The sequence below is a fragment of the Bifidobacterium sp. LH_743 genome (assembly GCF_056355775.1).
Window position 1 is genome coordinate 58,702 of record NZ_JBKESZ010000002.1, and the last position, 22,857, is coordinate 81,558.

General features: G+C 63.1%; 40 protein-coding genes and 1 tRNA gene. 39 read left to right on the plus strand and 2 right to left on the minus strand.

The genetic code is table 11. The annotated features are described in order from the left end of the window. Positions 1-150 precede the first annotated feature (150 nt). Positions 151-1,428: a tyrosine-type recombinase/integrase gene (locus AC1ATL_RS03290; protein ID WP_476568455.1), complete on the plus strand. Its 1,278-nt coding sequence runs from the start codon at positions 151-153 to the stop codon at positions 1,426-1,428. 51 nt (positions 1,429-1,479) lie between these two features. Here AC1ATL_RS03290 and AC1ATL_RS03295 read toward each other — a convergent pair whose 3' ends face one another. Both AC1ATL_RS03295 and AC1ATL_RS03300 read right to left on the minus strand, forming a co-directional pair. Then, positions 1,480-2,142 carry a hypothetical protein gene (locus AC1ATL_RS03295; RefSeq protein WP_476568457.1) on the minus strand — a complete coding sequence of 221 codons (663 nt, stop codon included), beginning with the start codon at positions 2,140-2,142 and terminating at the stop codon, positions 1,480-1,482. Beyond that, on the minus strand, positions 2,139-2,579 hold the full coding sequence (locus tag AC1ATL_RS03300) for a helix-turn-helix domain-containing protein (protein ID WP_476568459.1): 441 nt from the start codon (positions 2,577-2,579) through the stop codon (positions 2,139-2,141). Before AC1ATL_RS03300 ends, AC1ATL_RS03295 begins: the two co-directional genes overlap by 4 nt. 49 nt (positions 2,580-2,628) lie before the next feature. On the opposite strand from AC1ATL_RS03300, the gene AC1ATL_RS03305 reads away from it, so the two are divergent. The 38 genes from AC1ATL_RS03305 to AC1ATL_RS03490 all read left to right on the plus strand — a co-directional run bounded on the left by AC1ATL_RS03305 (position 2,629) and on the right by AC1ATL_RS03490 (position 22,848). After that, positions 2,629-2,871, plus strand: a complete 243-nt coding sequence (locus AC1ATL_RS03305; RefSeq protein WP_476568461.1) for a hypothetical protein — start codon at positions 2,629-2,631, stop codon at positions 2,869-2,871. A gap of 13 nt (positions 2,872-2,884) precedes the next feature. Further along, positions 2,885-3,094: a helix-turn-helix domain-containing protein gene (locus AC1ATL_RS03310; protein WP_476568463.1), complete on the plus strand. Its 210-nt coding sequence runs from the start codon at positions 2,885-2,887 to the stop codon at positions 3,092-3,094. Between the two features lie 20 nt (positions 3,095-3,114). Further along, positions 3,115-3,315 carry a hypothetical protein gene (locus AC1ATL_RS03315; protein ID WP_476568465.1) on the plus strand — a complete coding sequence of 67 codons (201 nt, stop codon included), beginning with the start codon at positions 3,115-3,117 and terminating at the stop codon, positions 3,313-3,315. Position 3,316: 1 nt separating this feature from the next. Next, complete coding sequence (locus AC1ATL_RS03320) at positions 3,317-3,511, plus strand: hypothetical protein (protein ID WP_476568467.1); 195 nt, start codon at positions 3,317-3,319, stop codon at positions 3,509-3,511. Beyond that, on the plus strand, positions 3,508-3,765 hold the full coding sequence (locus tag AC1ATL_RS03325; protein WP_476568469.1) for a hypothetical protein: 258 nt from the start codon (positions 3,508-3,510) through the stop codon (positions 3,763-3,765). The genes AC1ATL_RS03320 and AC1ATL_RS03325 overlap by 4 nt, the downstream gene beginning before the upstream one ends. A 311-nt stretch (positions 3,766-4,076) precedes the next feature. Next, entirely contained in the window at positions 4,077-4,715 is a 639-nt protein-coding gene (locus AC1ATL_RS03330) for a hypothetical protein (RefSeq protein WP_476568470.1), read from the plus strand. A gap of 15 nt (positions 4,716-4,730) precedes the next feature. Further along, positions 4,731-5,273: a single-stranded DNA-binding protein gene (locus AC1ATL_RS03335; RefSeq protein WP_476568472.1), complete on the plus strand. Its 543-nt coding sequence runs from the start codon at positions 4,731-4,733 to the stop codon at positions 5,271-5,273. Next, entirely contained in the window at positions 5,273-5,656 is a 384-nt protein-coding gene (locus AC1ATL_RS03340; protein ID WP_476568474.1) for a RusA family crossover junction endodeoxyribonuclease, read from the plus strand. The genes AC1ATL_RS03335 and AC1ATL_RS03340 overlap by 1 nt, the downstream gene beginning before the upstream one ends. A 21-nt stretch (positions 5,657-5,677) precedes the next feature. Beyond that, positions 5,678-6,646, plus strand: a complete 969-nt coding sequence (locus AC1ATL_RS03345; protein ID WP_476568476.1) for a hypothetical protein — start codon at positions 5,678-5,680, stop codon at positions 6,644-6,646. After that, on the plus strand, positions 6,643-6,909 hold the full coding sequence (locus AC1ATL_RS03350) for a hypothetical protein (RefSeq protein WP_476568478.1): 267 nt from the start codon (positions 6,643-6,645) through the stop codon (positions 6,907-6,909). The genes AC1ATL_RS03345 and AC1ATL_RS03350 overlap by 4 nt, the downstream gene beginning before the upstream one ends. Before the next feature lie 27 nt (positions 6,910-6,936). After that, positions 6,937-7,293 carry a hypothetical protein gene (locus AC1ATL_RS03355; RefSeq protein WP_476568480.1) on the plus strand — a complete coding sequence of 119 codons (357 nt, stop codon included), beginning with the start codon at positions 6,937-6,939 and terminating at the stop codon, positions 7,291-7,293. Positions 7,294-7,295: 2 nt separating this feature from the next. Further along, the gene (locus AC1ATL_RS03360) at positions 7,296-7,868 is read left to right on the plus strand and encodes a 3'-5' exonuclease family protein (protein WP_476568482.1); all 573 of its coding nucleotides are present in this window, start codon (positions 7,296-7,298) and stop codon (positions 7,866-7,868) included. 118 nt (positions 7,869-7,986) lie between these two features. After that, on the plus strand, positions 7,987-8,307 hold the full coding sequence (locus tag AC1ATL_RS03365; RefSeq protein ID WP_476568484.1) for a hypothetical protein: 321 nt from the start codon (positions 7,987-7,989) through the stop codon (positions 8,305-8,307). Next, positions 8,304-8,609: a hypothetical protein gene (locus AC1ATL_RS03370; protein ID WP_476568486.1), complete on the plus strand. Its 306-nt coding sequence runs from the start codon at positions 8,304-8,306 to the stop codon at positions 8,607-8,609. Before AC1ATL_RS03365 ends, AC1ATL_RS03370 begins: the two co-directional genes overlap by 4 nt. Further along, a complete protein-coding gene (locus AC1ATL_RS03375; protein ID WP_476568487.1) occupies positions 8,606-8,773 on the plus strand; it encodes a hypothetical protein in 168 nt (55 codons plus the stop codon). Before AC1ATL_RS03370 ends, AC1ATL_RS03375 begins: the two co-directional genes overlap by 4 nt. After that, positions 8,770-9,051 carry a hypothetical protein gene (locus tag AC1ATL_RS03380; RefSeq protein ID WP_476568489.1) on the plus strand — a complete coding sequence of 94 codons (282 nt, stop codon included), beginning with the start codon at positions 8,770-8,772 and terminating at the stop codon, positions 9,049-9,051. The genes AC1ATL_RS03375 and AC1ATL_RS03380 overlap by 4 nt, the downstream gene beginning before the upstream one ends. Then, positions 9,048-9,305 (plus strand): hypothetical protein, encoded by a 258-nt coding sequence (locus tag AC1ATL_RS03385; protein ID WP_476568491.1) that lies wholly within the window; start codon positions 9,048-9,050, stop codon positions 9,303-9,305. Before AC1ATL_RS03380 ends, AC1ATL_RS03385 begins: the two co-directional genes overlap by 4 nt. Continuing rightward, entirely contained in the window at positions 9,302-9,727 is a 426-nt protein-coding gene (locus AC1ATL_RS03390) for a hypothetical protein (RefSeq protein ID WP_476568493.1), read from the plus strand. The genes AC1ATL_RS03385 and AC1ATL_RS03390 overlap by 4 nt, the downstream gene beginning before the upstream one ends. Beyond that, positions 9,724-9,864 carry a hypothetical protein gene (locus AC1ATL_RS03395; protein WP_476568495.1) on the plus strand — a complete coding sequence of 47 codons (141 nt, stop codon included), beginning with the start codon at positions 9,724-9,726 and terminating at the stop codon, positions 9,862-9,864. Before AC1ATL_RS03390 ends, AC1ATL_RS03395 begins: the two co-directional genes overlap by 4 nt. After that, a complete protein-coding gene (locus AC1ATL_RS03400) occupies positions 9,861-10,016 on the plus strand; it encodes a hypothetical protein (protein WP_476568497.1) in 156 nt (51 codons plus the stop codon). The genes AC1ATL_RS03395 and AC1ATL_RS03400 overlap by 4 nt, the downstream gene beginning before the upstream one ends. A 36-nt stretch (positions 10,017-10,052) precedes the next feature. Further along, entirely contained in the window at positions 10,053-10,820 is a 768-nt protein-coding gene (locus AC1ATL_RS03405; RefSeq protein ID WP_476568499.1) for a transposase family protein, read from the plus strand. Positions 10,821-10,959: 139 nt separating this feature from the next. Beyond that, a tRNA-OTHER gene (locus AC1ATL_RS03410) sits at positions 10,960-11,089 on the plus strand. Positions 11,090-11,856: 767 nt separating this feature from the next. After that, positions 11,857-12,408 (plus strand): hypothetical protein, encoded by a 552-nt coding sequence (locus AC1ATL_RS03415; RefSeq protein WP_476568501.1) that lies wholly within the window; start codon positions 11,857-11,859, stop codon positions 12,406-12,408. Position 12,409: 1 nt separating this feature from the next. Next, positions 12,410-13,528: a terminase gene (locus AC1ATL_RS03420; protein ID WP_373585304.1), complete on the plus strand. Its 1,119-nt coding sequence runs from the start codon at positions 12,410-12,412 to the stop codon at positions 13,526-13,528. 28 nt (positions 13,529-13,556) lie between these two features. Further along, a complete protein-coding gene (locus tag AC1ATL_RS03425; protein WP_373585305.1) occupies positions 13,557-14,258 on the plus strand; it encodes a DUF4417 domain-containing protein in 702 nt (233 codons plus the stop codon). Positions 14,259-14,323: 65 nt separating this feature from the next. Then, positions 14,324-14,626: a hypothetical protein gene (locus AC1ATL_RS03430; RefSeq protein WP_476568503.1), complete on the plus strand. Its 303-nt coding sequence runs from the start codon at positions 14,324-14,326 to the stop codon at positions 14,624-14,626. Between the two features lies 1 nt (position 14,627). Then, positions 14,628-15,281, plus strand: a complete 654-nt coding sequence (locus AC1ATL_RS03435) for a terminase (protein ID WP_476568505.1) — start codon at positions 14,628-14,630, stop codon at positions 15,279-15,281. Next, positions 15,282-16,802: a phage portal protein gene (locus AC1ATL_RS03440; RefSeq protein ID WP_476568507.1), complete on the plus strand. Its 1,521-nt coding sequence runs from the start codon at positions 15,282-15,284 to the stop codon at positions 16,800-16,802. After that, complete coding sequence (locus AC1ATL_RS03445; RefSeq protein ID WP_476568509.1) at positions 16,684-17,898, plus strand: hypothetical protein; 1,215 nt, start codon at positions 16,684-16,686, stop codon at positions 17,896-17,898. Before AC1ATL_RS03440 ends, AC1ATL_RS03445 begins: the two co-directional genes overlap by 119 nt. 11 nt (positions 17,899-17,909) lie before the next feature. After that, positions 17,910-18,500: a hypothetical protein gene (locus tag AC1ATL_RS03450; RefSeq protein WP_271718066.1), complete on the plus strand. Its 591-nt coding sequence runs from the start codon at positions 17,910-17,912 to the stop codon at positions 18,498-18,500. 14 nt (positions 18,501-18,514) lie between these two features. Then, positions 18,515-19,459 (plus strand): major capsid protein, encoded by a 945-nt coding sequence (locus AC1ATL_RS03455; protein WP_368099928.1) that lies wholly within the window; start codon positions 18,515-18,517, stop codon positions 19,457-19,459. Positions 19,460-19,484: 25 nt separating this feature from the next. Beyond that, complete coding sequence (locus AC1ATL_RS03460) at positions 19,485-20,069, plus strand: hypothetical protein (RefSeq protein ID WP_476568511.1); 585 nt, start codon at positions 19,485-19,487, stop codon at positions 20,067-20,069. Beyond that, on the plus strand, positions 20,066-20,479 hold the full coding sequence (locus AC1ATL_RS03465) for a DUF6093 family protein (protein ID WP_476568513.1): 414 nt from the start codon (positions 20,066-20,068) through the stop codon (positions 20,477-20,479). The genes AC1ATL_RS03460 and AC1ATL_RS03465 overlap by 4 nt, the downstream gene beginning before the upstream one ends. Continuing rightward, positions 20,476-20,850 carry a hypothetical protein gene (locus AC1ATL_RS03470; protein ID WP_476568515.1) on the plus strand — a complete coding sequence of 125 codons (375 nt, stop codon included), beginning with the start codon at positions 20,476-20,478 and terminating at the stop codon, positions 20,848-20,850. Before AC1ATL_RS03465 ends, AC1ATL_RS03470 begins: the two co-directional genes overlap by 4 nt. 13 nt (positions 20,851-20,863) lie before the next feature. Continuing rightward, complete coding sequence (locus tag AC1ATL_RS03475; protein WP_476568517.1) at positions 20,864-21,268, plus strand: transcriptional regulator; 405 nt, start codon at positions 20,864-20,866, stop codon at positions 21,266-21,268. A 71-nt stretch (positions 21,269-21,339) separates the two neighbouring features. Continuing rightward, the gene (locus AC1ATL_RS03480; RefSeq protein WP_476568519.1) at positions 21,340-21,858 is read left to right on the plus strand and encodes a phage tail tube protein; all 519 of its coding nucleotides are present in this window, start codon (positions 21,340-21,342) and stop codon (positions 21,856-21,858) included. Positions 21,859-21,964: 106 nt separating this feature from the next. Continuing rightward, positions 21,965-22,486, plus strand: a complete 522-nt coding sequence (locus AC1ATL_RS03485; RefSeq protein ID WP_476568521.1) for a DNA primase — start codon at positions 21,965-21,967, stop codon at positions 22,484-22,486. A gap of 149 nt (positions 22,487-22,635) precedes the next feature. Then, the gene (locus AC1ATL_RS03490; RefSeq protein ID WP_476568523.1) at positions 22,636-22,848 is read left to right on the plus strand and encodes a hypothetical protein; all 213 of its coding nucleotides are present in this window, start codon (positions 22,636-22,638) and stop codon (positions 22,846-22,848) included. The last annotated feature ends 9 nt before the right edge of the window (positions 22,849-22,857 follow it).

The window sequence follows — 22,857 nt, forward strand, 5'->3', positions numbered from 1 at the left end:
TCATTCCAACGATTCCAAGCAGACGCCCACGCCGTGTCAAACGGAAACGTTAGGAAAAAAAGCGCATTAAAACCACTCCTGAGGTAGTCTAGAGGTGGTATCTCGAGTGGTACCACCAATCACGAGAAGACACGAAAAAGGAAAATCGAAATGCGCAGGTTCGGCAAGATCGTCGTCAAGCCAAACAAGTCGAATCCAAAATACATCGAGGCATCCTACCCCACACCGGTGGACGCCTTCGGACAATGGCCCGGACTGGCGGCGAGGCAGACCACCACCTTCCCGCTCACACCGGAAGGCCGCGACGATGCGGCCGCATGGCTCTCCGCAGCGCGAAAAAGAATCGATGCCGGAGTCTGGCAGCCCGAGAGGATCATCCGAAGGCGTGAGCGGGAGAAAGGCATGACCTTCGCCGAATTCGTGGACAAGTGGAACCGCGTCCGCTTGGAATCGGGAGTGCTGCACGAAGGCACGACGCGGCTGTCGGAGTATTACGGACGCATCCTCTGCAGACGCTTCGGCCACATGGTGCTCGACCGCATCGGCCCGAAAGACATTGAAGCATACGACCAAGAGCTTGCCGCCGAGACCACGGACCACGAGCGGCGCGTCAGGCTCCTCTACCTTCGGCAGATACTCGCCGCCGCCGCCAAACCGGACGCCGACGGCCATTCCGTCATCAAGCGCTCGCCTTTCGATGTCAGGATCCCACCAGTCCGCCGCCGAAGTGAGACCGAACCGGCCACCGCGGAAGAGCTCCGAGTCATCCACGATTCCATGCCACGCCATCTGCGCCTCGCCATCACGCTCGCCATCGCCGCCGGAGGACTGCGCATCGGAGAGGTCTGCGGACTGCAAAGGCAGGACATCGATCTCGATCGCCGCACCATCACCATCCGCCGGACCAGACTCGCCGAGAAACGCTCGATCGCCGGCGACCCGAAGACGCCGGCCAGCCGACGCACGGAGCCACTGCCCGAATCCGTCATCCCGGAAATCAAAGCACACCTCGACAGATGGGTCCAGGACAAACCGGACGCATGGATCTTCCGCAGCCGAATCAGCATCATCCACGACCGAAATTCGCCGATCGCACTATCGAGCATGCGCAGCGACTTCATAGCCGCCCGCCACAAGGCCGGACGCGACGACCTCAGATTCCACGATTTGCGCGTCACCGCGCTCACCATGCTCGCACAACAGGGCGCCACCGTCCGCGAACTCATGGCCGCCGCCGGACACACCACACCCAACATGGCCATCCACTACCAGCGCGCCACCGAGGAACGGCAGAGGGCGCTCGCCGACAAGGTCGCCGCCAACATCGCCACGCCGCAGCGGGACGCCACAGTCTCGGCTGAGAGCGACAAGGATAAGGAGATCGCCCGGCTCCGCGCGCGTCTGGCAGAGCTAGAGGCGGGGGAGTAGGCAAAGAAAAAGCCCGGCACATACTGCCGGGCTGTGACTGTATTGGTTCATTTACTGCTTGGTCATGGTTCCGCAGGAGCTGATTTTGAGCTGCTGGCCATTGCCTACCGTGACTTCCGGATAGCCGCCGCCAGGGAAATCGTTCTGGACGATGTTGTCGCCGTTGTCGGTCGAGATCTCCCAATAGCAGTCGCTTCCTACCTGGCTTGTGGCGCGATATGTGCCGGCGTCGATGTCCTTGCCGACCTGCCACACGCCGTCGGAAATGGAATTCTTCTTCGCCTGGTCCACTTGGCCGGTCAGGGACTGCAGCTCGGCCTTCTTCGCGTCCACCTTCTTTTGCAGGTCGTCGTGCTGTGCATTGAGGTCCTTGATGCCGGACTTCACGGTATCGGCCTCGGCGATCGCGTCCTTGGCGTCGTTGTATTCGTCGGCGATTCCGTTGTACTCATCCACGAGGCTGTTGTATTTCTTGATGAGCTTCTCGTAATCCTTGTTGTCCGCCGCCATGCTCTGCGCCACTTCCTTCGTGGCCGCTGACTTGGTGCCTCCGACGTATCCGATCGTCGCTGCCGCCATGCCGACTAGACATGCAATTGCGGTTGCCGTGCATACGGCTGAGCGTGCCTTGACGCTTCCTTGCATCCATGTGTTGAGTTGGGCTGCTTTGCGTTTGGCCCAGTTGTTGTTGAGCTGGAGTTTGCGCTGCTTCATGATTGTGTCCCTTCCATTATCGAGTCTTCTGCATTGATTCTGTTGGCCCATGCGTCGATGTCAATTTCTTCCTGGGAGGTTTCGAATTCGGTGATGACGTCTGGATCTTTGCTGATCTGGTCGGCGTCTTCGATGATTTGCGGCAGTGGTGTGCGCAGTGCTTTTGCGATCCGTTGCAGTTGTTCGTAGTCGGCGACTGTGTTTAGCTCCAAGATGCGTCGCAGTGTTCCGTAGGGCACGCCGGAAATTTGCGCGAGTGCTTTGACTTTCAGCTCTCGTGTTGTCATTGCCCTCTTGATTGCTATCGATAGCGCCTTTGATTCGATAGTGGGTATTTTCTTTCCTGTTGCCATGTATTCATGGTATGTCTCTTTCCACATTTTTTGTCTCATATGAGACACGCCGTGTTTTGATGTGGGCAACTTTTCATCTATCATGTCTCATATGAAACAACTAAGGTTTCAGATAAAGCTCAGGAGGTTTGATTTGGCAAAGATAGCGAACGTCACATCCCGCCAGCTGGGAGACGTGGTCAAGGAGTCCATCAAGGACGCCGGGCTAACGCAGGAGCAGGCCGGAATCAAGGCCGGAATCCCGCGCAACAGCCTCAACAGGAAAATCCAAGGCGGCACCTTCAACTTCGACGAACTGGTCCGCATCAGCCAAGCGACGGGACGCAAGCTCTCCAGCATCATCTCCGATGCGGAGGCGCTCGCCGACGCGGCGTGAGGGGGTGGCGGAGATGACCGACGTCACAGAACCGCCCAGGTATGTGCTCTGGGTGCCGCTCAAGGAGGCCGCGGCCATGGTCGGCGTCTGCGAGAAGACGCTCCTGAAGATGGCGCGGGACGGCAAGGTCAGGATCAGGCAGCCGAACGGCCCGCGCGGCAAACGGCTCGTCAAGGTCGCGAGCCTGCAGGACTTCGACGCCAAAGCGAAACACGGAATCTGAAAAACACGGAAGGACACGAAATGAAGGACATCAGGAAGGAATGCGTCAAAGCAATCTTCGACGACTTTGACCAGTGCGGCGACGCCATCAGGCCCGCCGTCAACGGTGAATGGGAGGAGATCGACGCGAGCCGTCCGCTCGGCCACATCGTCGGCTATGTCGACATCTGCGTCGCCGACCTCGTGGACATCGTCGTCGACACGATCAACAAGGAGCTGTGAGATGAGCTGGATGGACGACGGCGGATTCGAGATCAGGACATTCGACGACAAGGCCGGGCGAGCGATGGCGCAGATGAGCTTCCGCACCTCCACGGGACACTTCGACATCATCCTCGGCAAGACCGAAGTGCAGCGCATCCGCCGCGAATGCGGACGCGTCATCAAGGAACTCGACCAGAAAAGGGAACGGAAATGACCGACAGCGACTTCCGCAACGAAGACGACGCACCCACAGCGGAGAAGCCGCGCATGGCGTCCATCCTCCTCCTAGCGCTCTCCGCGGGCCTGTGCCTGTGGGTGCTGTTCGGCACCGACGCGTGCCACCACCCGCTCGAACACGTCGCGGCCTTCGTATGGCTGACCATGGCCACCCCGCCCATCGCGATGGCCTGGGCGGCAGGCCGATGGCCGGGACTGCTCGACAGGGCCATGCGCATGATCGGCGCGTGACCCACCGGCCGGAGCACAAGGACGCGGCACGACCGCCGGCAGGCACGGGGCTGGAAACTGTTCGGATACTTTCCCCGCACATTGCGGTTACATGCACCTCCCCCATCCCACGCCCGCCGGACGCGACGTCGCTGGAGGTTCGAATCCTCCCTCCGGCGCTAGGACGCCGACCCGTCAACGCCACCCATCCGAGGCTTCGCTCAGCTTCGCCCGGACGGGAACGATGGGAGAACCCCTTCTCGTTACTCTCGGGGCTCCCAGCGGGACGGCGCCCGCCACACGACGCAACACAACAGGAAAGGAAGAAGAAAATGCCAAAAGCGACCAACGAGGAACAGGCCGGACGCTGCCAGACGCCGGTGCGCGACCTGCTCAAGGGCGAATACCAGAGCGCCCTCCGCTGGAAATCCAAGCGCGTCGACGACTCCGCGGTCTCCGCGAAGGCGATGCTGCTGATCTCCGACGACATGTCCCTCAGCATCGACCAGGCGTTCGCCCTCGCATCCGGCGACGGATCCACGGCCACACCCGCCACCGAAAGGGACGACGCCAAGGCCACGGAGCCGGAAAGCCACGGGCCCGTCGTCGTGGCCGAACGGCCCAGGCACGTGGACGTCGGCCCCGTCGGCGGAGACGTCGAGCTCGAGTTCGTCGACTTCGGCCAGATCCCGCGCGACACCACGCCCCACGGCGGCAAGACCACCATGTACGCGGACGTCGCCGACCAGCTCAAACGCCACGCCGGACGCTGGGCGTGCATCAAGACGTTCCCCGCCACCCCCGGCAGGGAATGGGCGTCACGCCGGCAGGCGTGCCAGATGAGCCAGCGCATCCGCACCGGCGCGCTCGCCGCCTTCCGCCCGAAGGGACGCTTCGACGCCGTCACCACCACGCCCGAGCAGGGAGGCCCCACCCTCGTGTACGCCACCTGCCACCCGGTCGAAGCCTGACCGAAAGGAGCCACCATGGCCGGAGAGACCACACTCACCATCGTCGGCAACCTCACCGCCGACCCAGAACTGCGCACCACCCGGTTCGGAAAGCAGGTCGTCAACGTCACCATCGCGTCCACGCCACGCAACTACGACCGGAACACCGGACAATGGCAGGACGGACAGGGACTCTTCCTGCGCTGCACCGCATGGGACGACCTCGCCGCCCACATCGCCGCCAGCCTCGCCAAAGGCATGCGCGTCATCGCCCAGGGCAGACTCGGGCAACGCTCGTACCAGGACGACACCGGCGCCAACCGCACCGTCATCGAGATGCAGATCGACGAGATCGGCCCCAGCCTGCGCTACGCCACCGCCCAGGTCACCAAGACCAGCGCCCAGCAGGGACACCGGCCGCCCGCCAACGGCGGATACGCGGGAGGCGCCAACTACGGCGCCACGCCATCCCAGCCGCAGGCGCCCGCCACCGACCCATGGGGCCAGCCCACCGACGGCGGAGCCACCTTCGGAGCCTTCGGCACCACCGACGACAACGAGACGGAGCCCGAATTCTGATGGACATCGACCTCGCGATCAGCAAGCAGCTCTGGTGGACCCAGAACCGCCGCTCGAAAAGCTGGGTGCAGCCATACAGGCGCAAGAAGCAGGTCAAGGCCGTCGCCTACCTCACCTTCCGAAGCCTCATCAACAGCGGACGACTCGAAAAGCCCACCAGCTGGCCAGTCCACGTCACCGCCACCATCCACCCGCTCACCCACGGCAGATTCGACCCCGAGAACGCCGCCCCCATGGTCAAGGCCATCCTCGACGCGATCACCCAATCCGGCTACTGGCCAGACGACAACGCGGAATACGTGGTCGGCCCCGACTACAGGCTCGGCGAGCCAAGCACGGAGAAGGGCGTCTACCACATCACCATCACCATCGAAAACCAATAACAGGCACGGAAGGACACGAACATGGCAACCACCGAAGGATACGCACGCCTGTCCAACGGCCTCTGGCGCAACACCAAGATCCGCAAGACCGCCAGAAAGGACCCGCAGGCGCTCGCCGACTGGATCATGGCCATCAGCTTCTGCAGCGACAAGCTCACCGACGGCCACCTCACCGAGGACGACCTCCTGTTCAACCTCGGACTCGACGAGGACGAGATAGACCGCCTCGTCGAACTCGGCCTGCTCGACAGGACCGACGACGGCTGGGACGTCCACGGATACCTCGACCTGCAGAACAGCAAGGCCGACGTCGAGAAATCCAAGGAGGACGCCCGCCAACGCAAGGCCAGAAGCCGCCGCAGGAACACCGAGACCACCGAGGACACGACGTCACACGTGACCGATGAGGACGTCACAAGTGACTCACGCGTGACCTTTAACCAAAACCAAAACCAAAACCAAAACCAAAACTCCCTCACTCCTGACGTCGTGAGGGAGTGCGCGCCCGCGCTCGAGACCAGATCGGAACGCAGGGAACGGGAGCTCATCGACATGTGGGCGCCCACCGAGGCGCACCAGGGAGTCGCCGACGAACTCGCCGCCCAAGGCAGGCCACGCGTCGACCTCGACGAGCTCGCCACCACCTTCCGCCTCAAACTCCACGCCAAAGGCCTGAAACACTACGGCTACAAGCCCACCCTCGACGGCCTCGACAACGCCTTCTTCGAGTGGATCCGCAGCGAATCCCGCCAGCTCGCCGAAGGCCGACCCGCCCACTCCGGCAAACCGGAGCCAGCCCCGAAGCCACACACGCACACCTGGGCGTGCGAGCACGTACTCGCCCTCCTCGACAGGACGCCCGACACCGCCACGCCCGACGACGCCGCATGCATGCTCGCCGCCCAGCTCAACGACGGACTCGACCCCGGCAAGGCCATACAGGCGCTCATCGACGCGGGGGTCGTGGATCTGGACGGGAGCGTGGCATGAGGGCACGCGGCCACGTGTACGCCCACGTCGACTGGAGACGCATGGACGAATCCCAGCTCGGGGGCATGCGGTACGTCGCCTACACGCCCTCCGGCGTGGTCGACGGCAGGCTCGCGCCCATGACCGCACGCACCGGACTGCCGATGCCGCACCTCGTCGACCGGACGCTCGGCATCCCCGTCATCCTGCTGACCGCGCCCGACAGGGACAACGTCCTCCTGCCACCCTTCGAATCGATACTCACCCTCGAACAGAGATCCTGAAAACAAACCACGAAAGGAAACACCATCATGGAAGACCAGAACGGGACCACCCAATCCGGGCGGACGTCGCCCGCCGACCTCGACAGGAGCCTCGGACGCCTCGACGCGGCCGCCCGGCTCGACAGGCTCGTCACCGACCTGCAGAAGGCCGCCGCCAAGCTCGACGCATACGCCGCGTCGCTCATCGGCAACGACGACATCATCGTCGACGGGGCCGCCAGCCTCATCCTGCACCTCAACCGCAAGGTCACCGACAGGGCGCACAGCATGCGCAACACGTGCGAGAACCTCGACCAGTCCGACAAGCTCCTCGCCGAAAAGGCCAGGAAGGACGCCTTCATGGACCACATCATCGCCATGCGGCTCGACGGGGAGGACGACTGACCATGGCCACCGCCAGCGACACCAGACCCGACGCGCTCCTCTGGATCGACGTGGAGACCACCGGCCCCGACCGCGCCACCGCGCAGCTCCTCGAGATCGGCATGGCATGCACCGACCAGACCGCCACCAGCGATTACGGACGCTTCCACGCCATCGTCCGCCCCGGCACCATCGACCTCGCCCGCATCAGCCTGTGGGCATGGGACACGCACACGGCCAACGGCCTGCTCGACGAGGTGCGCCGCGCCAGCACGAAACAGAACGGGCCATCCGCGGTCGCCAACGCCGTCGAGGAATACCTCGAATCGCTCCAGCAGCGATACCACCTCGTGCCCACCGGCACCAACGTCGACTTCGACCTCGCCTTCCTCGGACGCCTCGGCGTCGACCTGAGCGACCTCAGCTACCGCAAATACGACATGAGCTCCATCCGCCGCCTCATCACCATCCTCGGCGGACCCGACCCATACCGCCACGACGGAAGCCGCCACCGCGTCGAGGACTGCCTCGGCCGCGACATCACCGACTACCGCCACTACCTCCGACTCCTCCAAGTCAGGAAGGACGAAGGCTGATGGACGGACTCGCCGCATTCATCCTCCTCACCGCCATCTTCATCGCCTGGCTCGGAGGAGACCACAACGGCCCCGACAACCCACAGGAATGACACCGACCACGAAAGGAGCCACACGAATGGACACGGACGACACGACACACAAGGGCATCGTCATGGCCATCACAGAGCAATCCGGCATGGATCCCAAACCATACGCGCTCGCCGCCACATCCATCGGACTGGAAGGCATAGCCGCGGGAATCGCGCTCACATGCGGCCACTGGCCGCAATTCCTGCTGTTCCTGGCACTGGACGTCCTCTTCGCCGTCATCGGCTGGCGCGCCGTCGACCGGGCGACCATGCGCAGGACCGAATGCAGGGAATACCTCGTCGACGGATGCCACAACATCATCATCGCCGGAGACGGCGCCACGGACAACGAAAGGACACGGAAATGACCAGCACCACCAACCACGAGGTCTGGGACGAGACCATCGGGCTCTACGGCACATCAGTGCAGAGCGTCGTCTGCATGGAGGAATGCTCCGAACTCATCCAAGCCATCAGCAAACGACTCCGCGGGGAACTCGACCTCGAAGACAACCTCGCAGAGGAGATCGCCGACGTGACCATCAGCATCTACCAATTGCAGCGGATGTACGACGTCAAGGACGAGGACATCCACAAATGGATAGACCGCAAGACCGAACGCCAGCGCGTGCGCAACAGCCTGCGAGCGCGGGACAGGGAGGACCGGTGATCTACGTCATCGTCGACGGCGAGATAGTCGAGATCCTCACCGAGCCGGACGAGGCGCTCGCCATGGCCAGGGCGCTCGCCGAATACAGGGGCGAGGCCGTGTTGGAGGACTGCGTCACCGGAAGGCGCACCGTCATCAGGAAAAAGGGAAAGGACAGGATATGAGCATGTTGGACGAAAGGGTCGAGAGGGAACGCGAGGAGCTTCTCGCCAGATCGCCGAAGAGGCTCTCGCCGATAGGGGACGTGGCCGTCCAGTCCTACGCGGACGGATACCGCGCCGGACTGATCGCCCGGCCGACCGAACGCGAGAGGGACGCGGCCATGCGGTACCTCGCCTCGCAGAACGTCCTGCGCAAGGACATCACCGTCATGGCCGCCATGGCCGTCGTCAACGGCATGTGCTCCGCCATGTCCGACGCGCTCGAAAGCGAGGGGCGTTGAGACGGCGCAATCCACATGGATGCATCACCTCCGGGGGATTGTTCATCTGCGCCAGCAACGGCATCGGCCCCGCGGGCCGCGACCGCCGCATCGGCAGGCTCGCGCACTGCTCCATCTGCGGCAGATGGTGGAGTCGGAGCCATACATCATCGCCATGGCTGACGCTCTGGACGGAAATCCCTGCCTGGACGGTATGGCTGCTCCACCACCACGCATGGAAGGACGCTACGGAACACAAGGAGAAGGAATCATGATAAAAGTCCGATACAAGAGACGTGACCACTTACTTCGCCTCGACGGTGTCCCTGTTGGCCGCTTCAAAGTGGGCGAGGACCCCATGGCTGCGGCCATAGGTGGCGCCAGCTTCAACATCGCCCTTAACGACGATGACGCCATCCGGATACGGGACGCCATCACAGCCGAACATCCGTTCGAACCGACCGACAAGCCGGCGAGCGCGGACCCACGGGACGCCGAGGAGATGCGTGAGCTGCTCTCCGAACTCGAGGAATCCCGGGACAAGGCGATCCACCTCGACCTTATGGCTCACCGGCATGACATGAGCGACGTTCAATTCAACCTGGGCCGCGTGGCCGCGTTCTCCACGGCCATCTCTGACTGCAGGAGCCGACTCATGCTCATGGACCAGCAGGACGACACGGAAGGGGAGTCATGAGCGACACTATCGAATCGGACGAGCTCCGCAGACGGCTCGCGCTGGCATGGGAGGCCGGATACTCAGCCGGATGGACCGACCAGCAATGCGACTTCCCACCCCGCACCGCAGACAATCCATACAAGGAGCACGCATGAGGAAATCCACCGAGGACAACATCATCAAATGGCACGAACGCGGATACACGATCTTGGAGATCCACCGCATCATGCCCCAATGCACCCTCAGCGAGATCAGGGCCGTCATCCTCAACCGCAATCAATTCGACGATGGCGCTCGCCGACGGTAGAATCTAAGGGAACATCCGTTCGAATCTAAGGAAGCCATGAGAACCAGCGCGCCATGTCCGAACTGCGGTAGCAGTCCCGTCCCGTCGGGGTGGACGGTGTGTCCGTCGTGCCTGCGCGGATACATCAGGGACATCGGCTCGCTGGCGCATGTGATTCCGGCGTTGAGGGCGTTGGCCGACCGTGCCGCGCATATCGGCGTGAGGACGCATGCGCCGTCGCGTGGCGTGGCGCCGCTGCCGATCAGCCTGCGCTGGCAGGAGCAGTGGGAGCGTGCCGCGCGTCTCATGCTCGACGTGGCCTCCACGGTGGACATCCGCTATGGCCTGCTCAGGCCGGAATCATGGCGCCGGGCGTGGCGCAAGGCCGTCTCCGGCCGCGACGCCCTGGCGTCCAGCGGCAGGACGCCGGACCTCATGCTCGACCTGCGTGCCACGCTCGTGGACCTCGACGGCATGATGCGCGAGCGCGGTCCACGTGTGACCGTGGTCGAGTGTCCGGAGTGCGGCCAGAAGGTCGCGGCTCCTTATGGCATGAGGGTGGGGGATTGTCCCGCCTGCGGCGTCCGTCTGGATCTCTCGTCGCTGGTCGCGGAGCATGAGCGGGACGCCCGGTCGCGCACCGTGGACGGCTCTCCGGCGCAGCTTGCGTCGTGGCTGTCCGGTGTGATCGGCCGGCATGTGTCCCGCAAGCAGGTCGAGTGGCTGCTGAGGTCCGGCAGACTCCACGGATGCGAGCGTCTCGGACATGGCGTGTGGCGTGTGACGGCCGGCGAGCTGTTGGACGCGTCGCTCGGGCTGGACTGACGCGACACGCCGAACGTTTGTTCGAAGTCCGCTCGCCGTTTAATGTGTATGGTGAGCGCGAACTGTGGGACGAGGTTCCGCGTGTTCGTGTCTTTTCGTGTTTGTGGAGGCCGTCCGGCGTTTGTCGGGCGGCCTCCATGCTTCGGTAGGCTCAGTGGCAGAGCCGCAGAGGCGCGCATCGACAGGGCGGCCAGCCGCCCAGGTTTCTTTCCCTCTTCCAATGCGTCGCGCGCTCCTGTGGGTCGTGGGTTCGACTCCCACCCGAAGCTCCCATGGATGGAGGCCCTGCATGTGGAAGGTATGCTCCACTCCAGGCTGTCCCCGCCTCGTGTCCTCCAGCTCCCTTTGCGACGAATGCAGGAAAGCCAAGAACCAACGCCGAACGCGCGGCCGCAATCCATACACGCTCAAGGCGCACAGGCTCGCAAGAGCCCGGGTGCTGGCACGGGACCCACGGTGCGTGTGCCCCGGCGACGGGCCAGGCGGATGCGGCAGGCACCATGGGCTGTGCGGGGCACCCGCCACCATCGCCGACCATTGGCCTTTGGAAAGAACCGAACTCGTCGAGCTCGGCCTCGACCCGAACGACCCGACGCGAATGCGCGGACTTTGCAAGCGCTGCCACGACAGCAAGACAGGAAGAACGAAACCTTCGGGCTTCAACGACCGAAGCCAAGCATGAGATCTCAAAGCGACGACGCTCCGCGAAGCGCCGGACAAAGGCGCCGAAGCCGCGCGACGCGCGACGGCGAGCGCAAGACCGAAGAGAGACGAAAGCGATCGATGCTTTTTCGTTTTCGTCTCGCGCCCCGTCGCGGCGAAGAGCGCGTCATGACCGAAAACGTTGGAAATTCAACGGAATCAACCCGCCGAAACACCCCGGGGGGTACCCCCTGATGGATTGGTGGCCCGAACCGCCGGAGAGCTGTCTCCGGGGTGCGGAGGGTTCAAAAGTTTCAGAGGGGGCTGGGCGAAAGGCCCGGCCTCCGACAGCGAAGGGGCGGCGCGAGGCCGTTCCGGCGATGGAGGAGACGACATGCCAAGAGGAGGAAGGCGCGTCAGGTCGGGTCCGATGCCGGATCCGTCGAGCGGCGCGAGCGAACGCAGGGGATACACGCTGCGCAGTCTGCCGAACACGGAATACAAGGGACGCCCGCCGAGATTCCCGCTGCCGCCGTACGTGATCCGCGACTTCGACAAGGAGTCGCAGGAGTGGGTCGAGGACAAGGCCGGTTCGGAATCCTGGAACGAGCGCGAGGCGGAACTGTGGAAACAGCTGTGGCGTCTGCCGCAGGCGCGCGCGTGGAAGCTTCCGCAATTGAAATACCTGCATTATCAGATCGGCTCGTACGTGCGCGAGTGCGTGGTCTGCGAGAGTCCGATGGCGAAGGCCGCGGACGTGGCCGTGAAACTCAGGCTGGAGGACCGCATCGGCCTGTCCGAGGCGGGACTGCAGGCGCTCGGCTGGAGGATCGCGGACGAGAACACGGACATGGCCGCCCACGAGACGCCCGCCACGGACGCGGAGGCCGCCGAGAGCGGCATGGACACCAAGATCGTCCAGTTCCCACGTCGCCTGAGGGCGTGACATGGCCGACGATTGGATCATCGACTTCCCGACATTGGCCGACCTGCAGGACGCGTGGGTGCGGAGGCATGTACGCCAGCCGGACGGCATCCTCCGCGGCAAGCCATTCTGCTGGTCCGATTGGCAATTCTGGTACGCCGCGCATCGCTGGCGGGTGCGCGAGGACGCGGAATTCGTGCCTCCCGAGGAGGTCACGGTGGATAATCCGCTCGTCCTCAACCAGGCCTTTCAATATCGTCTGACCGGATGTATCGGACCTCAGAAGACCGGCAAGGGGCCGACCGAGGCCTCATGCGCGATACTCGAGGCCTGCGGTCCGGTCGTGTTCGCCGGTTGGGCGAAGCCCGGCGACGTGTACCGCTGCTCCGACAACGGCTGCCCTTGCGGATGGGTCTACCACTACAATCCGGGCGAACCGAAAGGCATGCGTCACCCTTCGCCACTCATCCAGCTGACCGCGAATTCCGAGGACCAGGTGCGCAACGCCTACCGTCCACTCGTCGCCATGATACGGCTCGGGCCGTTGAAGCGGCTGCTCAAGGTGCGCGAGGGTTTCATCCGCATCCTGCGTCCTGGAATCAACTTGGACGATGACGATCTCGACCTTGACCGCATCGATGTGGTGACCGCCTCGGCAACCAGCCGCTTGGGTAATCCGATTTCGGATGCGGAACAGGACGAGGCAGGTCTGTACACCAAGTCGAACGGCATGCTCGACGTGGCCGACACCCAACGCCGCGGCGCCGCCGGCATGGGCGGCCGAACGCACTTCTGGACCAACGCCTACGACCCCGGCGAAAATTCCTATGCACAACAGCAATTCGAGACATCGGCATCGGATGTGTGGATCTTCTACCGCAACCCCGACCTGAACCCCGACCTGCGGCACAAGGACGGCACACCATACAGCTTCAACAACCGGCGCGAACGCCGCAAGATCCTCGAATGGGTCTACGCCGGCAGCCCCTGGGTGCCATTGGACTCCGTCGAGGCGGAGGCCGAGGCCCTCATGGAGAAGGATCCCGCGCAGGCGGAACGCTTCTTCGGCAACCGCATGGTGCAGGGAGGCGGCGCATGGCTCGAGGACGGACTTTGGGAGAGCTGCTATGCGGGACAATAGACCACTCAACAAATCAAGGATGCGGACGATGAGGCAATACAATCTTCCGCTGCTGCAAAAGGTGCGGACGGTTGGCCGATACGACATGCCAATGCTTGCAAAACAGGACGTCACCCCCCCTGACATGTTGATGGGCTTCAATTACGCGACCGGCAAAAAGACAGTCAAGCATTGCGGAATCCATTTCTTCATCGACGACTACCAATTCCAGCGAGTCTGGAACCAGCCGGACAGATACATCGCACCGCTCAAACGCTTCAAATGCGTGCTGGCACCCGATTTCAGCACATACATGGACATGCCGGAAGCGATGAAGATCTGGAACGTCTTCCGAAGCCGTCTGATCGGAGCATACTGGCAGGCCTGCGGACTGAAAGTCATCCCAACACTTCAATGGGCGGGCCCAGAGTCATTCCCGTACTGCTTTTCAGGCATTCCAAACAACTCCACCGTCGCGGTAAGCACGGTCGGAGTGAACGACAATCCGACGGCAGAACTCTATTGGCGGCTCGGCATGCGATATGCGATCGACAGGCTCGCACCGGAAAAGATTCTCCTCTACGGAGATGCCATTCCGTTTTTCGACTTCAGTGGCATCGAAGTGATCACATACAAAAACAGCAATGCGGAAAGGATGAAAAAATGGGCGGAAGAGGATCAAGCTCAGGCGCAGGACGTGGCGGACATGGCGGCGGAGGGGGAGGCTCTTCCTCTGACCTTTCATCCGTAAGCGACACGGATCTCACCAAGATGATGCGCGACGCGGGAAACCGCATGGACGCCGCATCGGAAATCATGCAGAGAACCGCGCACGGAGCCACGCAATACAACCAGCGCATGCCGGAAAGCGTCTTTCCAGAGGCAACCAAGGCGAACTACGACAAATACCAGGCAGCCTCCAAGGCATTCCGCACCGCCAGGGCACAGCGCGACAGAATCTCCGACGAACAGATCCGACGCCAACCAAAATCAAGCGGCACAAGCCGCGCATTCGTCAATTCCTTCGGCGAAGCGACGACAAGGGAGATCACAAACCAGAACTACCAGCGCTCGCAGAAGAGTTTGTCAAAATCGGTCTTGAGGAACATGGGATATTAGCGTGTCCGAGCATGAGCTTTGGCTTGAGAACCCACCGAAGGGCACCGAGGTGTGCCTCGGCTTCGACGGCTCCGAGAACGACGACTGGACATGCATCAAGGCCGAAACCCGCGAAGGCTTCATCTTCACGCCACGCTACGGCGAGGACCGGCGCCCCACCATTTGGAACCCGAAGACGTGGGGAGGACGCATTCCGAGAAGCGAGGTCAACGCCGCCATGGACGAGCTCAACGACCGGTACAAGATCGTGCGCGCCTACTGCGACCCCGGATTCCGCGACGAGGTGTCGTGGGAGTCGCAGATCGAGGCATGGGACTCGAAATACGGGCCGAAGAAATACATTCCCTGGGCGATGAGCGGCTCCAGCCGCATCACCGCCGTCTGGGAGGCATTGAAACGCTTCGAATCGGACCTCGAACACCACGCCATCACGCAGGACGGCTGCCCGATCACCATCACCCACATGCGCAACGCCCGCCGCTTCGCCAAATCCGGCGAACGGTACGGACTCGGCAAACCGAAACAGACAAGGAAAATCGACGCGGCCGTCACCAGCGTGCTCGCCCACGAGGCGGCATGCGACGCGCGCGCCGCCGGCTGGGGCAGGAAACGCAAGGCCTACCTGCTGACTGGTTCTACTACGAGGGGGTTCTAAATGATTCGTACCGCCGATGACGTGAATCGCATGGCGAATCTTCTCGCCTTGAAGATCGAGAACCGTCGGCCGGACATCAGGAAGCACACGGACTACGTGCGTGGCAAGCGCGGCACCCTGAAATTCGCGTCCGACGAATTCAAACGCTACATGGCGGACCGGTTCTCAGGTTTCGCCGACAACTGGTGTCTGCCTGTGGCGCAGGCGCCGGTCGAACGCATCCACTTCAAGGGCTTCATCCCATATGACGACCGCGAATTGGATTCGCACGTGATGCGCGTGTGGGAGCGCAACGACTGCGACCGCAAGCTGCAGGAGAGCGCGCTGATGATGACCACGACCGGACGTGCTTTCGGCCTGGTCACGTCGATGCCGGACGGCAGGGCGCGCATCAGCTTCGAGCATCCGGACAGCGCGGCAGTGCACTATGATCCGCTCACCGGCGAGGTCGATGCCGGGCTGCTGGTCCGATACGACGAGGAGCACGAGTTCGGCACGCTGCTGCTGCCGGACATGGTCTTCGACGTGGTGCGCGTGCGTGCAGGCGGGGACGACGAGCGTAACCGTCTGCCGCCCGGCGTGGAGGGCTGGCGGTTCGTGCCGGATTCGGCGCGCGAGAATCCTCTCGGCCGAGTTCCGCTGGTCGAATTCCGCAATCAGATGCTCCTGGATGACCTGCCGATCAGTGATGTGGAGCAGGTCGAATCGATGCAGGACGCCGTCAACGTCTGCTGGGCCTACACGCTCAACGCCCTGGACTTCGCGTCCATGCCCGCGAGGGTCATCCTCGGCGGCGACAGCCTGTCCGAACCGGTCTTCGACAGGAACACCGGAGAACAGGTAGGCGAACGCCCCGTGAACCTCGACAAGCAGGTCATGGAGCGCATCATGCAGATCACCGGCGACAACGTGTCGATCGGCGAATGGACAGCCAGCAACCTGCAGGCTTTCCTGCCGATCATCCAGAAGGCCGTCGAGCACATCGCGGCCGAGACACGCACGCCCGGCCACTACCTGCTGACGAATGCGGAGGTGCCGGCCACCGGCTACGAGGTCGCCGAAGCCGGCCTCGTGTCGAAGACATTGGAGCGCATCAGCTTCATGCGTCAGCCGGTGCGCGAATTGTGCGTGATGGCCATGATGCTCGAGGACGATGAGGAATCAGCCCGCATCCTCGAGGATTCAAAGGTCGTGTTCGCCACACCGCAATACCGGTCCGAGGCCCTCATGGCCGACGCGATGCTCAAATACAAGAAGCTCGGATACCCGTTGCAGTGGATCGCCGAGCAGATGGGTCAGAGTCCGGAGGACATCAAGCGCATCATGCGCATGGTGGACGACGAGAATCACGATCCGGAGATGGCGGAGATAGCCCGCAGCCTGCAGGTCGGAGGTGCATCTGATGACGGTGACGCTGGAGAGCCTGTCGGACAGTCGGCACACTCTGGCCAGACTGTGCCTGCTGGCCGTGAGGGCGGCGGACAAAACGTGGAAGGGCGTGGATCCGCGGCGGGTGCGTGACAGCTGGAATCGGACAAACGCCGATTTCCTTACGCTCTTCGCCACACTGCAGACCCGCGCCGCGAGCGACGCGATGGACGCGTCCACGTTGATGCTCGCCGAACAGGGCGACTACGTGCGCCCTGACGGTATTGCGAATCCCCTCGCCTTCGGGACGGGTTTCGCGCCGAGCGGCATCGACCTCGAATCATATTTCGATATCCCGGTGACGCGCACTTTGTCGGCCATCAAGTCAGGCATGGGCGAATCCGATGCCATGACGGCAGGTCGTGCGACGCTTCGCCAGATGGCCATGCAGGCCCTCGAGGACACGTCAATCAGCGCGATGGGCGTCAGCATCACGCAACGTGCCGGCGTCGGCTATGTGCGAGTCGAATCACCCGACTGCTGCCCAAGATGCGCCATCCTCGCCGGAAAATACTTCCGGCACAACAACGATTTCCTTCGTCATCCGAAATGCCACGGCCGCACCATACCCTGCAAAGGCAAGGAAAAGGCCGAGAAACAAGGCTGGATCACATCGCCGATGGACCGCTTCAACAACATGAGCGAAGAGGAGCAGGACAAGGTCTTCGGGCATGCCGACGCGCAGGCAATCAGAGACGGCGCCGACATCTACCAGGTCGTCAACGCGCATCGAGGCATGCGGCCGGTCGGACGCGGCAACATCGGCATGGCCACGTCCGAAGGCACCAGCCGCTACGGGTGGAGCCGCATGATCCGCAAATACGAATACGGCCAACGCCAGAGGCGCAGGCTCACGCCGGAGGGCATCTACAGCTTCAACCTGCCGCGCGAGCAGACCATCGAACTTCTGAAGCGCGAGGGATACATCCTGCCCGACAAGTGGCGTGAGCAGGTGCCGGAGCTTCGCCGCAGCCAATGGCTGCACGACAACGGATACCGCCAGGGACGGCATGAGGAGCTGACCGCGGCGCAGAAGCGTCTGCTCAATGCGCGGCTCCGCTACGAGGCCGCATTGGACGGCCACAATCCCTACCAGCCCGGCAAACCGGTCACGCCTGACGTGCTGGCGAAGGCCGAGAACTCGTATCGCCGCTGGCTTTCCAGCAACGGCGAAAAATACACCGAATGAAAGGAAACACTATGTCCGATGGACAACAGCAGGATCCGAACACCAACGATCCGGGCGCGCAGGAGCCACCCGTCGACTGGCACGACAAGTTCCTAGGCCAGAAAAAGGTCAACAACGACCTCGAGGCGAAGCTCAAGACCGCCTACGAGAAGGCCGACCGCGTGGACGACCTGGAGAAGCAGGTCGCTGACTGGGAGAAGCGCGGCAAGGAATTCGAATCCGCGCAGGCCACGATAGCCGGACTGCAGAAGCAGGTGCTCCAGGCGAATGTCACCGCCGCGGCCACCGGCAAGCTCATCAATCCGGGAGACGCATTGAAGCTTATCGATTTCTCCGACCTGACCGCGGACGATCAGGGAGGATACGACCAGAAGGCGATTTCCAAGAAAATCGACGATCTGGTCACGGCACACCCGTATCTCGCGCAAGGCGGGAACAAGGCTGGCCTGGCGGGAATCATCCCACCGTCAGGCGCCCGCGATGGCGATCATCAGGCGGGACAGCTCACCAGGGACGATCTGAAGAACATGACCCCGAAGCAGATCGAGGAGGCGCGCCGCAAGGGCCGTCTGGATGACCTGCTCGCAGGCCGCAGCAAGTAAGGAGGCCACCAGCAATGGCAATCACCAATTTCATCCCCGAGGTATGGTCCGCCGCCATCCTCGAAGCCCTGCGCGCGAAGCTCGTCTTCCCGAGCCTGTGCAACCGCGATTACGAGGGCGACATCCGTGAGGCCGGTGACACCGTGCACATCACCGGATACGACGACGTGACCGTGCGCAAGTACGTCCGCGGCCAGGCGATCACCGTCGACGATGTCAATGACAAGGAAGCAGCCGTTCTTGAAATCAATCAGTCCGACTATTTCGCCTTCAAGGTCAACGACCTCGACAAGGCTCAGGCCAAGGCGGACATGACTGGAAAGTTCACCAATTCCGCCGCCTACAACATGATGAAGAACGTGGAGAACTACATCTCTAATCTCATGGACACTGCCGTCAGCACGCCGGCGAAGACCGTGGACGTCGGCACCCCCGCCGACGCGTATCTCGCCGTCGTGGAAGCCGGACGGAAGCTTGATGTGCAGAACGTGCCTGACGAGGGACGCTGGCTCGTCGTCAGCCCCGACTTCTACGCGCTCCTGCTGCAGGACTCCCGCTTCATCGAAGGCACCGAAGCGGGCCATAATACGCTGCTCAACGGCGTGGTCGGCCAGGTGCGCGGCTTCACTGTCGTGAAGTCCAACAATGTGCCGCACAAGTCCGCCAGCCCGGACACGCAGTCCATTCTCGCAGGCACGAACGCTGCCGTCACCTTCGCGCAGCAGGTCAGCAACGTCGAGGCTATGCGCATGCAGACCGACTTCGCCGATATGGTGCGCGGCCTCGACCTGTACGGCGCCAAGGTCATCCGCCCCGAGTGCCTGACCAAGATTACCCTGAACCTCTCCACCGCCACCGGTCGTTCCCTGCAGGATGCGCAGACCCCTGTCGTGAGCGGTACCACCGGAGACAGCGACGGTGAAGAGGATGCTGCTGCAGGCAAGAAGAGCGGCAAGTAGTCGAGTCCGATGATCGGAGGCTGAAATGACCGCGCTCGCCACACTGGCCGACCTGAAGCGCAACGGCATCGACGTGGCCGACGAGCAGGCCGCGACCAGTCTGCTCGACTCGGTCTCCGATGCCGTCCGCTCGGCCGCCGGCTGCCCGATCACCCTCGGCGAATGGACCGTCGACATCCCCGGAGAGCAGTCCAGGAAACTCGACCTGCCCTGCAGGGCCGTCAGAAGCGTGTCCAAGGTCCTCGTCGACGGCGAGCCCGTCGACGACTGGAGGCTCCTCGGATCCTCGCTCTACCGCGAAGAGCCGTGGAGCCCCTTCGGACGCATCCCCTCGACCGTGACCGTCACCTTCAAGGGCGGCTGGAATCCGATACCCGCCGACATCGTCAGACTCGTCTGCTCGTACGTCGCGGCCGGACTCCACCAGCTCGAGGACGGCGGCCCCGGCGCCCACGCCGGAGTCAGCTACGAGCGCGTCGACGACGCCCAGGTCGGCTACGCGCAATCCGACACCGCCCAGATCGACGTGACCGAGCTGCCGGAAGCCACCAAGCGCAGCCTGCGCAACCGCTTCGGCGCCAACGTCACCTCGATAGGAGTGTTCCGATGAGAATCAGCGCATCCTTCCTCGCCAAGGCGAGACGCAACGCCGAGAACCTCATGACCGACCACTGCGCCGTCACCCGCCCCGGAGACTCCACCACGGATCCGGAAACCGGACTGCCGAGCACCGGCACCGCGAAGGTGTACGAGGGCAGATGCAAGGTGCAGACCAGCGGCGGGCTCGCCAGCGAGCAGACCGAGGGGAGCGCCGCCCAGAACATGGGCGCCGTCAGCCTGGTCTGGAGCCTGTACGTGCACTTCCCCTACGACACGTCCGGCCTGCGCGCCGGAGACGTCGTGGAGGTCACCGACTCCACGAACCCACTGCTCGAAGGCAGACGGTTCCGGCTCATCTCCCCGCAATCCGAGAAAAGCCACGCCACCGCCTGCCGCTGGAACGCCAAGGAGGACGCATGAGCATCGACGCAAGCCAACTCGAAGCGTTCGGCACGCAACTCACGGCCAACACCCTCGCACGACGCGCGCTCATCTCCGCCGCCGTCAAAAAAGGCGCCCAGAACGTCAAACGCGACATCGAAGCCGACCTGCGCACCTCCACCACCAAGGCATTCCGACGCATCCCCATCCACTACACGATGCAGACCGTCGGAACAAGCGGCATAGCCGCCGACATCAGCCCCACCAAAGGCGGACCCGGCAGCCTCGCCAACATAGCCTTCTTCGGCACCGCCAAAGGCGGAGGCACCCACAGCTTCTACGAACATGCCGAGGACGAACTCCCGGCGCTCGCGGAACAGGTCGCCAGGGTGGCGGGGGAGGTGGTCTGAAATGGCGTCGATCATGACATTGACCGACACGATCCTCGAACACATCCCGCAACCCGCGGACGGGTGGACGGTGTACCGGCAGACCGCGCCGAAGCCGACCGACAAGCCGCCGTGGATCATCGAGACGGTGACCACCAACGGCCACGTGGTCGGCGAGACGCAACGCCTGCAGGGCGGCATCGGCACGTTGCTGGTGCGCGTCGTGAGCACCACGGCCGACTCCGTCAACGTGATCGCCGACGACCTCATGATCCCAGCGCTGACCGGCAAGCGGTTCGTCGCCAAGGGCTTCGATACCGGCTGCCTCACACTGTTCTCCGACTCCGGCGCCTACTCCGCCGGACTGACCGCCGAGGAGACGGCGCTCCTGTACCAGTGCCGCCTGCTCACCTACAAATTCAACTGGTCACGCATGTGACGTGACCGCAACCAATGTTTCCAACCCCTTTCGGCGCGAGCCGCGAGGGGTTTCGTTTTAAGGAGCGAAATATGGTCCTCAATCTGGGAACCGAGATCCCGTCCACGCCAGCGGACGGCAAGGTCAACACCATCTGGGTGCCGACCATCAAGGACATCAACCATCCGACCGCCGCCGAGATCGGCGCCGGCACCGACCTGTCCAACTACGTCACCTTGGGCGGCTGGTCCTGCTCGCCGTCGCAGGACACGATCAGCGACCAGCGCGAAAACTCGTCCATGGATTATGAGAACCCCGGACGCAAGAAGATCAGCGGCCCGTCCGTCGAGGTCATCGACAACACCAACACCGAGCACTCCAGCCAGAACGCCGCCATGGACACCCTCAAGGAGGGCGCGGAAGGCTTCTTCGTCCGCCGATACGGCAAGGACACCGACCGCACCTTCGTCACCGGCGACATCGTCAACGTCTACTCGGTGCGCATCGGCATGAGCGCCAAGGACGCGATCGCCGCGAACACCGTGCTCCGCAGCAAGGTCAACTTCACCGTCAAGGCCCCCGGCTGGGCCGAGAACGTGAAGGTCGCCTGAACCGATTCTTCCCGCGCCGGACTTTTCGTCCCTTTCGCCGGCGCGGGAACCCCACAAAACCACCGCAAGGGACGCCACAGGACTTTTCAGCGCAAAGGAACGAACCATGCTCAAAGTGACCCGCAAGACCAAGACCGTCGAAATCATCCTCGACCAGGAACTCGCCGAACGCATCGCCGCGCTCGGAGACCAGCTCGCCCGAGAACTGACCGCCGAACAGGTCACCGAAGCCGGAGCCAACAACGCCGCCAAACGCACCGCCAAACATATCGAGGAACTCAAAAAGCAGGCCGAGGCCAGCACGCTCGTCATCACCATGCGCGCCATGGGCGTAAGCAAATGGGCGCAGACCCTCGCCGCCAACACCGTCACCAACGGCGCCGCCGCCGGAACCCGCGACATGTTCGGCACCGCCGCCACCGCACTGCCGCAGATGATCGAGACGGCCACCATCGGAGGCAAGCCCGTCGACGACGCCGACCTCACCAAGGACGCCCTGCTCACCCTGTTCGACGAGATGACCGACGGGCAATTCACCCCGCTCTGGCACGCCATCAACGAGCTCAACGGAACCGTCGCCGACCCAAAAGCGGCATTCGACCTAGCCTCGAAGGTTCTCCACGGCTGATCGAGGACCTCAGAATCTGCCGACAGCTCGGCATCAGCTACAAACGCTTCCTCGGCTGGGAACCCACATACGAAACCATCCGCGACAACCATCGCCGCATCATCGGCTACCGTCCCGAACCCGAATGGGACGAGACCGAACGCGACTGGATGCGCGCACTCGCCGCATACGAGCAGACCCTCTGCCCACTGTGCGGATTGCCGCGAGACATCTGCCAGTCACCCGACGCGGAATTCAACCTCCACGCCGAAACCAGCATCTGCTGGGCGTCCACCCACATGCAGGAAGCCATGCGCCGCTGGCAGAAAGCCAACAAGGACAGCCCCGCCAGAGACTCGCTCGTCGCACACCTCACCGACTGAAAAGGAGGG